The organism is Stutzerimonas sp. R40042 (assembly GCF_026642215.1).
GTDB lineage: Bacteria > Pseudomonadota > Gammaproteobacteria > Pseudomonadales > Pseudomonadaceae > Stutzerimonas > Stutzerimonas frequens.
The window spans coordinates 715,894-730,508 of the sequence record NZ_CP113258.1; the positions used below are offsets into that span (position 1 = coordinate 715,894).

At 64.9% G+C, this 14,615-nt stretch carries 12 protein-coding genes; 4 read left to right on the forward strand and 8 right to left on the reverse strand.

Going from position 1 to position 14,615, the window contains the following annotated elements; translation table 11 throughout:
* Positions 1 to 28: 28 nt before the first annotated feature.
* From gltB to hemE, 3 genes are all read left to right on the forward strand, one after another.
* Positions 29 to 4,477: a glutamate synthase large subunit gene (gene gltB / locus OUY36_RS03230; RefSeq protein WP_267936747.1), complete on the forward strand. Its 4,449-nt coding sequence runs from the start codon at positions 29 to 31 to the stop codon at positions 4,475 to 4,477.
* Positions 4,478 to 4,584: 107 nt separating this feature from the next.
* Positions 4,585 to 6,003 (forward strand): FAD-dependent oxidoreductase, encoded by a 1,419-nt coding sequence (locus OUY36_RS03235; RefSeq protein WP_063539621.1) that lies wholly within the window; start codon positions 4,585 to 4,587, stop codon positions 6,001 to 6,003.
* A gap of 139 nt (positions 6,004 to 6,142) precedes the next feature.
* Complete coding sequence (gene hemE / locus OUY36_RS03240; protein ID WP_013981660.1) at positions 6,143 to 7,207, forward strand: uroporphyrinogen decarboxylase; 1,065 nt, start codon at positions 6,143 to 6,145, stop codon at positions 7,205 to 7,207.
* Between the two features lie 58 nt (positions 7,208 to 7,265).
* Here hemE and OUY36_RS03245 read toward each other — a convergent pair whose 3' ends face one another.
* Positions 7,266 to 8,492 (reverse strand): MFS transporter, encoded by a 1,227-nt coding sequence (locus OUY36_RS03245; RefSeq protein WP_442807072.1) that lies wholly within the window; start codon positions 8,490 to 8,492, stop codon positions 7,266 to 7,268.
* 229 nt (positions 8,493 to 8,721) lie between these two features.
* Between OUY36_RS03245 and OUY36_RS03250 the strand changes: the two genes are divergently transcribed.
* Complete coding sequence (locus tag OUY36_RS03250; protein ID WP_267936753.1) at positions 8,722 to 9,621, forward strand: LysR family transcriptional regulator; 900 nt, start codon at positions 8,722 to 8,724, stop codon at positions 9,619 to 9,621.
* A gap of 8 nt (positions 9,622 to 9,629) precedes the next feature.
* On the opposite strand, the gene OUY36_RS03255 is transcribed toward OUY36_RS03250, so the two are convergent.
* The 7 genes from OUY36_RS03255 to OUY36_RS03285 all read right to left on the reverse strand — a co-directional run bounded on the left by OUY36_RS03255 (position 9,630) and on the right by OUY36_RS03285 (position 14,611).
* The gene (locus OUY36_RS03255) at positions 9,630 to 9,920 is read right to left on the reverse strand and encodes a hypothetical protein (protein WP_013981662.1); all 291 of its coding nucleotides are present in this window, start codon (positions 9,918 to 9,920) and stop codon (positions 9,630 to 9,632) included.
* A 117-nt stretch (positions 9,921 to 10,037) separates the two neighbouring features.
* Positions 10,038 to 10,478: a hypothetical protein gene (locus OUY36_RS03260; RefSeq protein ID WP_045159379.1), complete on the reverse strand. Its 441-nt coding sequence runs from the start codon at positions 10,476 to 10,478 to the stop codon at positions 10,038 to 10,040.
* 30 nt (positions 10,479 to 10,508) lie between these two features.
* The gene (locus tag OUY36_RS03265; RefSeq protein WP_200600424.1) at positions 10,509 to 11,741 is read right to left on the reverse strand and encodes a beta-ketoacyl-ACP synthase; all 1,233 of its coding nucleotides are present in this window, start codon (positions 11,739 to 11,741) and stop codon (positions 10,509 to 10,511) included.
* A complete protein-coding gene (fabG, locus tag OUY36_RS03270; protein WP_267936755.1) occupies positions 11,741 to 12,469 on the reverse strand; it encodes a 3-oxoacyl-ACP reductase FabG in 729 nt (242 codons plus the stop codon). Before fabG ends, OUY36_RS03265 begins: the two co-directional genes overlap by 1 nt.
* Positions 12,466 to 12,918, reverse strand: a complete 453-nt coding sequence (locus OUY36_RS03275; RefSeq protein WP_019405670.1) for an ApeP family dehydratase — start codon at positions 12,916 to 12,918, stop codon at positions 12,466 to 12,468. The genes fabG and OUY36_RS03275 overlap by 4 nt, the downstream gene beginning before the upstream one ends.
* Entirely contained in the window at positions 12,915 to 14,108 is a 1,194-nt protein-coding gene (locus tag OUY36_RS03280; RefSeq protein WP_267936757.1) for a beta-ketoacyl-[acyl-carrier-protein] synthase family protein, read from the reverse strand. Before OUY36_RS03280 ends, OUY36_RS03275 begins: the two co-directional genes overlap by 4 nt.
* Positions 14,108 to 14,611 (reverse strand): DUF3261 domain-containing protein, encoded by a 504-nt coding sequence (locus tag OUY36_RS03285; protein WP_267936760.1) that lies wholly within the window; start codon positions 14,609 to 14,611, stop codon positions 14,108 to 14,110. Before OUY36_RS03285 ends, OUY36_RS03280 begins: the two co-directional genes overlap by 1 nt.
* Positions 14,612 to 14,615: the final 4 nt, after the last annotated feature.

Genomic DNA, 14,615 nt, shown 5'->3' on the forward strand with positions numbered 1-14,615 from the left:
TACAACGTATTTAGCTGGTGGAGTGCCTATGAGAGCAGGTCTGTTTCGTCCTGAAGAGTTCAAGGATAACTGCGGCTTCGGTCTGATTGCCCACATGCAGGGCGAGGCTAGCCATCACCTGCTAAAGACTGCCATCCAGTCCCTGACCTGTATGACGCACCGCGGCGGCATCAATGCCGATGGCAAGACCGGCGACGGTTGCGGTCTGCTGATGCAGAAGCCAGATGCCTTTCTGCGCGCGAAGGCACTGGAGCACTTCAATGTCGAGTTGCCCGCGCAATATGCCGTCGGCATGGTGTTCCTCGATCAGGACGCAGCCAAGGCCGACCACGCACGGACTCGCTTGAGCGAGGAGATCGTCGCCCAGGGCCTGACGCTGGTCGGCTGGCGCGAGGTGCCGGTCGATACCGGTGTCCTGGGCCAACTCGCGCTCGAGCGTCTGCCGCGCATCGAGCAGGTGTTCGTTGCCGGAGACGGTATCGCTGAGCGTGATTTCGGCATCAAGCTGTTCTTCGCCCGGCGCCGCGCGGAAGTGGCGCTGGCTGACGACAGCGCCTTCTATGTATGCAGTCTCTCCGACAAAGACATCATCTACAAAGGCCTGATGATGCCGGCCGACCTGGCCCAGTTCTACCCGGACCTGGGTGACGAGCGCCTCGCGACCGCGATCTGCGTGTTCCACCAGCGTTTCTCCACCAACACCATGCCGCAGTGGCGGCTGGCTCAGCCGTTCCGCTTCCTGGCGCACAACGGTGAAATCAACACCATCACCGGTAACCGCAACTGGGCCCAGGCGCGCCGTCTGAAGTTCGCCAACGAATTGCTGCCGGATCTCGAAAGCCTGTCGCCGTTGATCAACCGCACCGGCTCTGACTCCTCGAGCATGGACAACATGCTCGAACTCTTGGTCACCGGCGGAATGGATCTGTTCCGTGGCCTGCGCATGATCATTCCGCCGGCGTGGCAGAACGTCGAGACCATGGACCCCGATCTGCGCGCCTTCTACGAATTTAACTCCATGCACATGGAGCCCTGGGACGGCCCGGCTGGCGTGGTGTTGACCGACGGACGCCACGCGGTCTGTCTGCTCGACCGTAACGGCCTGCGCCCGGCGCGTTGGGTGACCACCAAGAATGGCTACATCACCCTCGCCTCGGAAGTCGGCGTGTGGGATTACAAGCCCGAGGACGTCCTGGCCAAGGGCCGTGTCGGCCCGGGGCAGATCCTCGCGGTGGACACCCACACCGGCAAGGTGCTGCACACCGACGACATCGACAACCACCTGAAGGCGCAGCAGCCCTACAAGAAGTGGCTGCGGCAGAACGCGCTGCGCATCCAGTCGACCCTCGATGACAACGATCACGGTTCGGCCTTCTACGACGCTGACCAGCTCAAGCAGTACATGAAGATGTACCAGGTCACCTTCGAGGAGCGTGATCAGGTGCTGCGTCCGCTGGCCGAGCAGGGCCAGGAAGCGGTCGGCTCGATGGGCGACGATACACCCATGGCAGTTCTGTCGCGCCGCGTACGGTCGCCCTACGACTACTTCCGCCAGCAGTTCGCCCAAGTCACCAACCCGCCGATCGACCCGCTGCGCGAAGCCATCGTGATGTCGCTGGAAACCTGTCTGGGTGCCGAGCGCAATGTCTTCGAGGAAACCGCCGATCACGCCAACCGCGCGATCCTGACTACCCCGGTGATCTCGCCAGCGAAGTGGCGCACGATCATGAACCTGGAGCGTCCGGGTTTCGAACGTCTGGTCATCGACCTGAACTACGACGAAACCATCGGCCTCGAGGCGGCGATTCGCAATATTGCCGATCAGGCCGAGGAAGCCGTACGTGGTGGCAAGGTGCTGCTGGTCCTCAGCGATCGTCATATCGCACCAGGCAAACTGCCGGTTCATGCTTCGCTGGCCGTGGGTGCGGTTCACCACCGTCTGGTGGAAACCGGCCTGCGCTGCAGCTGCAACATTCTGGTGGAAACCGCCACTGCGCGAGATCCGCATCACTTCGCCGTGCTGATCGGCTTCGGCGCGACTGCGGTCTACCCGTTCCTTGCCTTCGAGGTGCTGGGCGACCTGATCCGCACCGGCGAGGTGCTGGGCGATCTGTATGAGGTGTTCAAGCACTATCGCAAGGGCATCTCCAAAGGGCTGATGAAGATCATCTCCAAGATGGGCATCTCTACCATCGCCTCCTACCGTGGTGCGCAGCTGTTCGAAGCCGTGGGTCTGTCCGACGAAGTCGTGGAACTCAGCTTCCGTGGCGTCGCCAGTCGTATCAAGGGCGCGCGCTTCGAGGATCTCGAGGCCGAGCAGAAGGCGCTGGCCGCCGAAGCCTGGAGCAATCGCAAGCCGATCCAGCAGGGCGGCCTGCTGAAGTTCGTCTACGGCGGTGAGTACCACGCCTACAACCCCGATGTGGTCAGCGCGCTGCAAGTGGCCGTGCAGAGCGGTGACTACAGCCGCTTCAAGGAATACACCGCACTGGTCGATCAGCGTCCCGTGGCCATGCTGCGTGACCTGCTCAAGGTAAAGGTGGCCGAGCAGCCGCTGGCGCTGGAGGAGGTCGAGCCGCTGGAAGCGATCCTCAAGCGTTTCGACTCCGCCGGTATCTCGCTCGGTGCCCTGTCGCCGGAAGCGCACGAGGCCATCGCCGCGGCGATGAACCGCATCGGCGCGCGCTCGAACTCCGGCGAAGGCGGTGAAGATCCAGCCCGCTACGGCACCGAGCGCAGCTCGAAGATCAAGCAGGTCGCAACCGGTCGCTTCGGTGTCACGCCGGAGTACCTGGTCAACGCCGAAGTGCTGCAGATCAAGGTCGCCCAGGGCGCCAAGCCAGGTGAAGGCGGTCAGCTGCCCGGTGGCAAGGTCAACGGCCTGATCGCCCGACTGCGCTATGCCGTGCCGGGCGTGACGCTGATCTCGCCGCCGCCGCACCACGACATCTACTCCATCGAGGACCTGGCGCAGCTGATCTTCGACCTCAAGCAGGTCAATCCGCAGGCGCTGGTGTCGGTCAAGCTGGTGGCCGAGCCGGGCGTCGGCACCATCGCTGCCGGCGTGGCCAAGGCCTACGCCGACCTGATCACCATTTCCGGCTACGACGGCGGCACCGGCGCTTCGCCACTGACGTCCATCCGCTATGCCGGCTCGCCGTGGGAGCTCGGCCTGGCCGAAACCCACCAGACCCTGCGCGGCAACGACCTGCGCGGCAAGGTCCGGGTGCAAACCGATGGCGGCCTGAAAACCGGCCTTGACGTGATCAAGGCCGCGATCCTCGGCGCCGAAAGTTTCGGCTTCGGTACCGCACCGATGATCGCGCTGGGCTGCAAGTACCTGCGCATCTGCCACCTGAACAACTGCGCCACTGGTGTTGCCACGCAGAACGAGCAGCTGCGCAAGGATCACTTCATCGGCACCGTCGACATGGTGGTCAACTTCTTCCAGTTCGTCGCGGAGGAAACCCGCGAGTGGCTGGCCAAGCTGGGCGTGCGCAGCCTCGGCGAGTTGATCGGCCGTACCGATCTGCTCGAGGTGCTGCCGGGCGACACCGCCAAGCAGAACAACCTCGACCTGACCCCGCTGCTAGGCGGCAGCAACATTGCCGCCGACAAACCGCAGTTCTGCGAGGTGGAGAAGAACCCGCCGTTCGACCAGGGTCTGCTGGCCGAGGAGATGGTCAAGCTGGCCAAGGGCGCCATCGACGCCAAGAGCGGTGGCGAGTTCGAGCTGGAAATTTGCAACTGCGACCGTTCCATCGGTGCCCGCGTCTCCGGCGAGATCGCCCGTCAGCATGGCAACCAGGGCATGGCGGGCGCGCCGATCACCTTCCGCTTCAAGGGCACAGCCGGTCAGAGCTTCGGAGTGTGGAACGCCGGCGGCCTCAACCTGTACCTGGAGGGCGACGCCAACGATTACGTCGGCAAGGGTATGACCGGCGGCAAGCTGGTGGTCACCCCGCCGCAGGGCGCCAGCTATCGGTCGCAGGATTCGGCGATCATCGGCAACACCTGCCTGTACGGCGCCACCGGCGGCAAGCTGTTCGCTGCCGGCACCGCGGGTGAGCGTTTCGCGGTGCGCAACTCCGGCGCCCATGCCGTCGTCGAGGGTACCGGCGACCATTGCTGCGAGTACATGACCGGCGGCTTCGTCTGCGTGCTCGGCAAGACCGGACACAATTTCGGTTCGGGCATGACCGGCGGTTTCGCCTATGTGCTGGACATGGACAACAGCTTCGTCGATCGCGTGAACAACGAACTGGTCAACCTGCAGCGCATTACCGGCGAGGCGATGGAAGCCCATCGCAGCCACCTGCAGGACGTGCTGCGCGAGTACGTTGCGGAAACCGCAAGTGAGTGGGGGGCTGAACTGCTGGATAATCTAGACGACTACCTGCGTCGGTTCTGGCTGGTCAAGCCCAAGGCGGCCAACCTGGCTTCGCTGCTGTCGAGCACCCGGGCCAACCCGCAATAACAAGAAGCCGCTTCAGGCAGCGGCCCCGCCTTGGCTGGGGCCGCTGCTCACCCTGATTGTCTTGCAGCCGTATGTATCGTCTACGGCCGCTGTTGAGAGGTTATGAAATGACTGAACGTCTGAATAACGACTTCCAGTTCATCGAGGTCGGGCGCAAGGATCCGAAGAAGAAGCTGCTGCGCCAGCGCAAGAAGGAGTTCGTCGAGATCTACGAACCCTTCAAGCCGCAGCAGGCCTGCGAACAGGCCCACCGCTGCCTGGGCTGTGGCAACCCCTATTGCGAGTGGAAGTGCCCGGTCCACAACTACATTCCCAACTGGCTCAAGCTGGTCTCCGAGGGCAACATCCTCGCCGCTGCCGAGCTGGCTCATCAGACCAACACCCTGCCGGAAGTCTGCGGCCGCGTCTGCCCGCAGGACCGCCTCTGCGAAGGTGCCTGTACCCTGAATGACGGTTTCGGCGCGGTGACCATCGGCTCGGTAGAGAAATACATCGCCGATACCGCCTTCGCCATGGGCTGGCGGCCGGACATGTCCAAGGTCAAGCCGACCGGCAAGAAGGTCGCCATCATCGGTGCCGGCCCGGCAGGCCTCGGTTGCGCGGATATCCTCGTGCGCAACGGTGTGACCCCGGTGGTATTCGACAAGAATCCGGAGATCGGTGGCCTGCTGACCTTCGGCATTCCCGAGTTCAAGCTGGAAAAAACCGTGCTCAGCCGCCGCCGCGAGATCTTCAGCGGCATGGGCATCGAGTTCCGCCTGAACACCGAGGTGGGCAAGGACATCACCATCGACCAGCTGCTGGCCGATTACGATGCGGTGTTCATGGGTATGGGCACCTACACCTACATGAAGGGCGGCTTCCCTGGCGAGGATCTGCCGGGCGTGTACGACGCGCTGGATTTCCTCATCGCCAACGTCAACCGCAACCTCGGCTTCGAAAAGTCCGCCGAGGACTTCATCGACATGAAGGGCAAGAAGGTCGTGGTTCTGGGTGGTGGTGATACCGCGATGGACTGCAACCGCACCTCCATCCGCCAGGGCGCCAAGAGCGTGACCTGTGCCTATCGTCGTGATGCGGCAAACATGCCGGGTTCGCGCCGTGAAGTGAAGAACGCCAAGGAAGAGGGCGTGAAGTTCCTCTTCAATCGCCAGCCCATCGCCATCGTCGGCGAAGGCAAGGTCGAAGGTGTGAAGGTGGTCGAGACCCGTCTCGGCGCGCCGGATGCCCGTGGCCGCCGCAGCCCCGAGCCGATCCCAGGCTCCGAGCAGGTGCTGCCGGCCGATGCAGTGGTCATTGCCTTCGGTTTCCGGCCGAGCCCGGCACCGTGGTTCGAGGGCCAGGGTATCCAACTGGACAACCAGGGCCGCGTCGTCGCCCCCGAGCAGGGTCAGTTCAAGCACCAGACCAGCAACCCGAAGATCTTCGCCGGCGGCGATATGGTCCGCGGCTCCGATCTGGTGGTGACCGCGATCTACGAAGGGCGCCAGGCTGCCGAAGGCATCATGGATTATCTGGGCGTCTGATCGCTGTTGGCCGGGCGCCGACAGGCGCTCGGAACGGCCTGATTTGAATCAAGCCCACAGGCAAATGGCACGGCGCTCGCCGTGCCTTTTTTTTTCCGCTTTGCGACAATGCACGGCACTTTTTCGCTGGAACCCTGCCATGACTGCCTTGAAGAACGACCGCTTCCTTCGTGCCCTGCTCAAGCAGCCTGTCGACGTCACCCCGGTGTGGATGATGCGCCAGGCCGGCCGTTATCTGCCCGAATACCGGGCCAGCCGCGCCAAGGCCGGTGACTTCATGAGCCTGTGCATGAATCCGGAGCTCGCCTGCGAGGTGACTCTGCAGCCGCTGGATCGCTATCCGCTGGATGCTGCGATCCTGTTCTCCGATATCCTCACCGTGCCGGACGCCATGGGGCTCGGCCTGTACTTCGAGACCGGCGAAGGTCCGCGCTTCAAGAAGGTGGTGAGCAGTGCGGCGGACATCGAGGCGCTACCGATTCCCGATCCGGAGAAGGATCTGGGATACGTGATGGACGCGGTGCGCACCATTCGCCGTGAACTCAACGGCCGCGTACCGCTGATCGGTTTCTCCGGCAGCCCGTGGACCCTGGCGACCTACATGGTCGAGGGCGGCTCCTCGAAGGACTTCCGCAAATCCAAGGCGATGCTCTACGAAAACCCGCAGGCGATGCACGCGCTGCTGGACAAGCTGGCCCAGTCGGTCACCAGCTATCTCAACGGCCAGATCCTGGCCGGCGCCCAGGCGGTGCAGATCTTCGATTCCTGGGGTGGCAGCCTGTCGGCCGCGGCCTATCAGGAGTTCTCCCTGGCCTATATGCGCAAAATCGTAGACGGTCTGATCCGTGAACATGACGGCCGCCGCGTGCCGGTGATCCTGTTCACCAAGGGTGGCGGGCTGTGGCTGGAGTCCATGGCCGACGCCGGTGCCGAAGCGCTGGGGCTGGACTGGACCTGCGACATCGGCGAGGCGCGCCGCCGCGTCGGCGACAAGGTGGCACTGCAGGGCAACATGGACCCGAGCGTGCTCTATGCCAAGCCCGACGCCATCCGCGCCGAGGTCGCGCGTATCCTGGCCAGCTTCGGTCATGGCAATGGCCACGTGTTCAACCTGGGCCACGGCATCACGCCGGAAGTCGATCCAGCCCATGCCGGCGCCTTCATCGAGTCGGTGCACGAACTGTCCGCGCAATACCACGCCTGACTTTTCACCGGCTCGAAACGAAACGCCCCGCATCAGCGGGGCGTTTTGCATTGCGGGTTCAGTGCGCCGCCTGCGGCTCCGGCAGCGGACGCAGGCGCGCCAGGTGCAGCGCCACGGCGAAGGCGATCAGCAGCAGCGAGGCGATGAACAGACCTACGCCGTCCCAGCCGGCAGCGTGCCAGAAAACTCCACCCAGCGTGCCGGCGATGCTGGAGCCCAGGTAGTAACTGAACAGATAGAGCGAGGAGGCCTGGCCGCGCGCCTGCCGGGCACGGCGGCCAATCCAGCTGCTGGCGACCGAGTGGGCGCCGAAGAAGCCGAAGGTGAACAGCAGCATGCCCAGCAGCACCAGCGGTAGCCGGTCGAACAGGGTCAGGCCCACGCCCGCCAGCATCAGGGCGATCACCAGCCAGAACACCCGGCGCCGGCCGAAGCGATCGGCCAGCGCGCCGACTTGAGCCGAGCTATAGATGCCCGACAGGTAGAGCACCGCCAGCAGACCGATCATGGTCTGGCTGAGGTGGAACGGGTCGGCAATCAATCGATAGCCGATGTAGTTGTACAGCGTGACGAAACTGCCCATCAGCAGAAAGCCCTGCAGGAACAGCCAGGGCAGGCCGGCATCGCGGAAGTGCAGGCGGTAGCCCTGCAGCAATCCCTGCGGGCGCAGCGGTCGCGGACGGAAGTGCCGCGATTCCGGTAGAAAGCGCCAGAGCAGCAGGGCCGCCAGCAGCGCCAGCCCGCCCATCAGTCCCAGCACGCTATGCCAAGACAGGTAGTCCACCAGCACGCCGCTCAGCAAGCGTCCGCTCATGCCGCCGATGGCGTTGCCGCCGATGTACAGCCCCATTGCCAGGCCCAGATGGTGGGGATGGATCTCCTCGCTCAGGTAGGTCATGGCCACTGCAGCCACGCCGCTGAGCGCCAGGCCGACCAGTGCGCGCATCAGCAGAACGCCATGCCAGCTGGGCGCCAGCGCACTACCGACGGTGAACACCGCGGCAGCGAGCAGGGAGGCGACCAGCACCTGCTTGCGGCCGATGGCATCGGAGATCGGCCCGGTGATCAGCAGGCCGACGGCCAGGGTCAGCGTCGAGAGCGAAAGGATCAGGCTGCTCTGCGCTGCGTTGATGCCGAATGCCTGCGACAGCATGGGCATCATCGGCTGCACGCAGTAGAGCAGGGCGAAGGTGGCGAAGCCGCCGGCGAACAGCGCCAGGGCGGTGCGCGCGAAGCGCGGGGTGCCTTTCTCTGTATGGCTGATGGGCGCGCCAGGCGCCGGTATCTCTGCTGACGCGTCGCTGGCGTCGTGCGTACTGCTCACGATGAAGACCTCTGTCCGATTCGCTTTTTCCGGCCAAAAGCGGCCCGTTACGCCTGTGATCGCTTTTTCGATCGACGGGCGCGATTGCTGTTGTTTGGGTTTATGGGAGAAATGATAGGAAGCTTTGTTTAAGCTATCCAATATATTATTCGACCTGAATGATATGTTTTGCGACTCATAAGGAGCCCTCATGGAGCTGCGTCATCTTCGCTACTTCGTGGCGGTCGCCGAGGAACTGCACTTCGGTCGCGCCGCCGAACAGCTGCGCATTTCACAGCCGCCGTTGAGCCAGCAGATCCAGGCGCTGGAACAGGAACTCGGCGTAAGGCTGTTCGATCGGACCAACCGGCGCGTGGCGCTGACCGACGCGGGCCGGCTGTTTCTCGAGGAAACGCGGCGCACGCTCGCGCAGGTCGACAAGTCGGTAGACGTGGCCAGGCGCGCCGAACAGGGCGAGATCGGCGAGCTCAAGGTGGGGTTCACCTCATCGGCGCCGTTCACCTCGATCCTGCCGCGGGCGATTCTGGCCTTTCGCCGCACCTTTCCTGCGGTGCATCTGGATTTGCAGGAGATGACCAGCAAGCAGGTGGTCGATGCCGTCCAGGACGAGACGCTGCAAGTGGGCATGATTCGCCCGTTCGCGTTGCCGGCGGGCCTGCAGACCGTCGAGCTGTTCAGTGAGCCGCTGGTGGCGCTGATGCATGCGGGACACCGGTTGGCAGATGCCGGGGATGAGGGGCTGACACTGGCCGATCTGGCCGAGGAGCCCTTGGTGTTCTTCCCGCGCAGCTACGGTACGGGGCTGTACGACCAGTTGCTCAGCCTGGCGCGCCGTGCGGGCTTCAATCCGCGCATTGCCCAGGAGGCGAACGAGGCGCTGACCATCATCGGCCTGGTCGCCGCCGGGCTGGGAGTGTCGGTGTTGCCGGCGTCGTTCCAGCGCATCCGCATCGACGGCGTGCGCTTCCGCACCCTGCAGGACAAGGATGCGACCACCGCCGTCTGGCTGGTCAAACGCCGGCAGGAGCAGTCGCCGTTGGCGCAGGCCTTCATGGAACTGGTAACGCGCGAGGCCTCCGCGCAGCGCTAGGCGTTCGCTCAGGGCTGCTTGTAGTGGCCGGGTGTATCGCCCTTCTCGTGCTTGTGCACGCGGGTCACGCGGATGTCGGTGATGCCCATGACTTCGGCCTGCTCCAGCAGCTGCGCCTCGTCGGCATCGGCCTTCGGCATCACCAGGCTGTTCTCGGCATCGGCATTGTGCAGCTGGATGAGGTGCCGCGCCGCCTCGCCCTGGGACAGGCTGTCGACGTCGGCGTCATAGGTCTCGGCGCGCGGGTCGTTCTGGTAGATGTAGTTGATTTCGAAGGTGTGCGAAGACTTGCCGAACATGAGGCGCTCCCGTGGAGGTCACTGATGTTCAGTGGACTCGACGGCAACGGCAAACGTTCCAGCAGACGGTCGGCCGCGGTAGGGCCGATGCCTTGGCCAGCGCATCGGCAGGGATGCTTACTTGACGTTGGCCAGATCGCCCTTGAGGGCAACGCCGGCCATGATGGCGCCAGCGTGGCACTCGTACTTCTGACTGTCCTTGTATTCGACATGCTTGTAGTTGCTGGCGATGTTCACCACCGCATTGGCACCGGCGGCCTTGGCGGCCTGCTGCATGGCGATCAGCGCCGATTGCAGCGCCCAGCTGCAGGCGCCTTCGTCGGTCTTGTTGAACGCATTGGTCTTCTTGCTGGTGGTAACGCCGCTGCGCACGACCGTGGCATTACCCGGCGTCTTGCCGGCCAGGTAGAACTTGACGCTGCCATCCAGTCGACCGGCCTGGGTCGCTTCGGCAACCACGGCATCGAAGGGCAGGTAGTGAGTGGTGTCACGGGCCTGGCTGATGCCGGGCAGCACCAGAAGCGTCAGCGCTGTGCCTATCCATGCGGTTGTTTTCATCGGCGTTTTCCTTGCGGTTGTGGGTGAAACTCAGGCCCAGCGACGGAAGATCAGCGAGGTGTTGATCCCGCCAAAGGCGAAATTGTTGTTCATCACGTACTCGTGCTGCATGGCGCGCGGCGCACCCTGCAGATAGTCGAGCTCGCCGCAGCGCGGGTCGACCGAATCCAGGTTGAGCGTGTGGATATAGCGGTCGCGGTTCATCATCTCGATGCTGAACCAGGACTCCAGAGCGCCACATGCGCCGAGGGTGTGGCCGAGAAAAGACTTCTGCGAGCTGATCGGCATGCTGCTGCCGAACAGCGCCTGGGTCGCCTGGGTTTCGGCGATGTCGCCCTGTTCGGTCGCAGTGCCGTGGCCATTCACGTAGCCGATGGCCGCCGGTGCGAGCCCGGCATCTTCCAGGGCCAGTTCCATGGCGCGGCGCATGGTCAGCTGTTCCGGCTTGGTGGCATGTTGGCCATCGGCGTTGCTGCCGAAGCCGACCAGCTCGGCGTGAATCGTCGCGCCGCGGGCCAGTGCATGCTCAAGTTCCTCGAGCACCAGCATGCCGGCGCCTTCGCCGATCACCAGGCCATCACGGCCGCTGTCGTAGGGGCGCGGCGAAGTATGCGGTGCGTCGTTCTTCAAGCTGGTGGCATAGAGCGCATCGAAGACCATGGCCTCGGTGGCGCAGAGCTCCTCGGCGCCGCCGGCAAGCATCAGTGGCAGACGGCCGAACTTGATCGCCTCGTAGGCGTAACCGATGCCCTGGCTGCCGCTGGTGCAGGCGCTGGAGGTGGGGATCACCCGGCCGGTGAGGCCGAAGAAGATGCTGATATTGGCCGCGGTGGTGTGCGGCATCATGCGGATGTAGGAGTTGGCATTCAGCCCGTCGGCCACCGAGTTCAGCAGCATGTTGCCGAACGCCTTGATCTCCTCGGTGCTGCCGGTGGACGAACCGCAGGCGACACCCATGCGGCCGTCGCGTATCGAGGCGTCTTCTAAAAGACCAGCGTCGGCGAGCGCGCGTTCGGCGGCCAGCACCGACAGTCGTGACACGCGGCCCATGCTGCGCAGCTGCTTGCGCGTCCAGTGCGGCGGCACGCTGAAGTCGTCCACCGGGCCGGCCAGGCGGGTGTTGAGCTCCGTGAAGCGGTCCCACTCGGCCATGCGGCGGATGCCGCTGCGGTTGGCACTGAAATTGGCTTCGATGCTCGTCCAGTCGCTGCCCAGGGAGGTGATGCCGGCCATGCCGGTGACCACCACGCGTCTGCTGTTCATCAGCACAGCCCTCCGTTGACGGCGATCACCTGCCGGGTGATATACGCCGCCTCGGCGGACATCAGGAAATTCACCGCACCGGCGACCTCTTCCGGGGTGCCCATGCGCTGTGCCGGAACCATCTTCAGCATTTCTTCGATGGGCAGTTCGGCGTCGAGCATCTCGGTATCGATCAGTCCGGGGGCAACGCAGTTGACGGTGATCCTGCGCTTGCCCAGCTCCACCGCCAACGCCTTCGCCGCACCGATGACGCCAGCCTTGGACGCGCTGTAGTTGACCTGGCCGCGGTTGCCGATCAGGCCGGATACGGAGGTGATGCAGACGATGCGCCCCGGCTGGCGGCGGCGAATCATCGGCATGGTTAGCGGCTGCAGCACATTGTAGAAACCGTCCAGGTTGGTACGCAGTACCTGGTCCCAGTCATCGTCGCTCAGGGCCGGGAAGGCACCGTCGCGAGTCAGACCGGCGTTGCAGACGACGCCGTAGTAGGCGCCATGCGCTTCGACATCGGCTTCCAGCTCGCGCCGGCAGGCGGCGCGGTCGGCGATGTCGAACTGCAGGATGCGCGAGCTGCGACCCATCGTCTGTATCTCGGCCTGGACCGCTTCGGCCTGGTCGCGGCGCGAGCGGCAGTGCAGCACGATGTCATGGCCGGCGCGGGCCAGGCGCAGCGCGATGGCGCGGCCAATGCCTCGGCTGGAGCCGGTGACGAGGACGGTTTCACTCATGGGGCAGACTCTTGTAGGTAACTCGCCACTTCGGGCGGGCGGAACACGTTCAGACGGGCCTCGGCATGGATGCCGGGGCCGTCGAGATGACATTCGAACACGCCCATGCCGTTGTCGTCCTGCAGCGAACGAGTGGCACGGACGCGCAGCCGGGCGCCGACCGGGAAGGTTTCGACATTGCACTGGTAGCTACGGGTGCCGAGCAGAAAGCCCAGCTCCACCGGCTGACCGGCCTGACGCGCATGGCAGCCGGCGAAGGCCGCGACGCTTTGCGCCATGATCTCGACGCCGACCCAGGCAGGCAGACTGCCGTCGGCGGCGCTGAGCAGGCCGTCGGCGCGTACCTGCAGGTGAGTCTCCACGCTGTCTTCATCGAAGCGCTCGACAGCGTCGAGCAGGATCATGTCGCCAGCGTGGGGTAGCAGTTCGGCGAGGGGCCAGTCGATCACGGCGCGTCTCCCAGGATCAGGCTGATATTGTTGCCACCGAAGGCGAAGGAGTTGCTCATCATTCGGCGCGGCGAGGTTCTACCCATTCGCAGTTCGGCGGTCACCAGGCGCAGCGGTGGCAGCTCCGGATCCGGCTGGCCGTCCCAGCGATGCGGTGGCAACTGCTGGTCGGCGTTGAAGCGCGATAGCGCAAGCCAGCAGAACGCCGCCTCCAGCGCGCCAGCGGCGCCGAGGGTATGGCCGGTCAGCGGCTTGCTCGAAGAACAGGCGACACCCTGAGGAAACAGCGTGGAAACGGCCTGGCTTTCCATGGCGTCGTTGTGCGCGGTGGCTGTGCCGTGCAGGTTGAGGTAATCGACCTCTTCCGGTGTGCAGCCGGCAGTGGCCAGCGCCTGGCGCATGGCGGCAAGCGCGCCGCGGCCTTCCGGTTCGGGGGCGGATATATGGTAGGCGTCGGAACTGGCGCCGCCGCCAAGCAGGGCGATGGCGCCATCAGCGGGCTCGCGGGTCATCAGAAACAGCGCCGCCGCCTCGCCGATGTTGATGCCGTTGCGGTTGCGCGAGAAGGGATTGCACAGCGACTCGCTGGTGGCTTCCAGCGCGGTGAAGCCTTGCAGGGTCAGGTCGCTCAGGCTGTCGACACCGCCGCACAGCACTGCGTCGCAGATGCCGGCGTCGAGCAGGCGTTTGGCGCTTAGCAGGGCGCGTGCACTGGAGGTGCAGGCGGTGGAGATGGCATAGCAGGGGCCGCCCAGTTGCAGCCATTCACCGAGAAAACTCGCCGGTGCTGCCAGCTCCTGGTGCGCATAGTGGTAGCCGGGTGGAAAGGCGCCGTCGTGCAGCAGGCCGGCAATACCCTGTGCGGCTTCCTGGATGCCGGTGGTACTGGTGCCCAGGACCACACCGATGCGATGCCGGCCGTAACGGGCGATGGCCTGGCGAATATCGCCTTCGATCTCCAGTGCAGCGGCCAGCAGCAGCTGGTTGTTGCGGGTGGCATGGCGCGGATCGTCATCAGGCATTGCCGGCAACGCTGAGCGGACCGCGCCTACCGGCAGTCGACGGCCGGCCACAGGCAGCGGGTGGACCTGCATGCCCGAGACATCGCCGGCGAACAGCCGCCCTGCCACCTCGGTCTTGCCACTGCCGAGCGCGCAGATCACGCCAAGGGCGTCGAGGTAGGCGGTCATCATTGGCTTCCGGGCGAGTCGGGCAAGGGGGCGACACGATAGGTCAGCCCTGGCGCCACGTCGAGTTCGAAGCGCTGTGCCGCGCGATAGCGGACCTGCCAGCGCAGGTCGTCGCCCTGGCGCAGCCGGCGCTCGCCAGCACCTGGCTGTTCGGCCGCGGCGCCATACAGCGCGGCCAGCTGGTCGCGGTCGGTCAGGGCGAACAGCAGGGCGGCGAACAGTTCGCGCGCCTCCGGATTGGGTCGAAGCAGCCCATCAGCCTGCCAGGCGCCGCCGCGCAACTGCTGTCGCGCCAGTGGAATGCCCAGCGGGTCGAGCAGCGACCAGCGCAGCGACGCCCCTTCGCGCTGGATCACCAGCAACCAGTCGGCCGGCTTGCTGCCCCGGCGCTGAACATGCAGCTGCAGTGGCACCTCCAGTGCCGGCGTGGTCGCCGGCAGCGGTGCGCGCGCGGCGCAGCCCGCCAGCAACACGAAGCACAGGCCGAGCAGCAGCCGCCTCATTTCA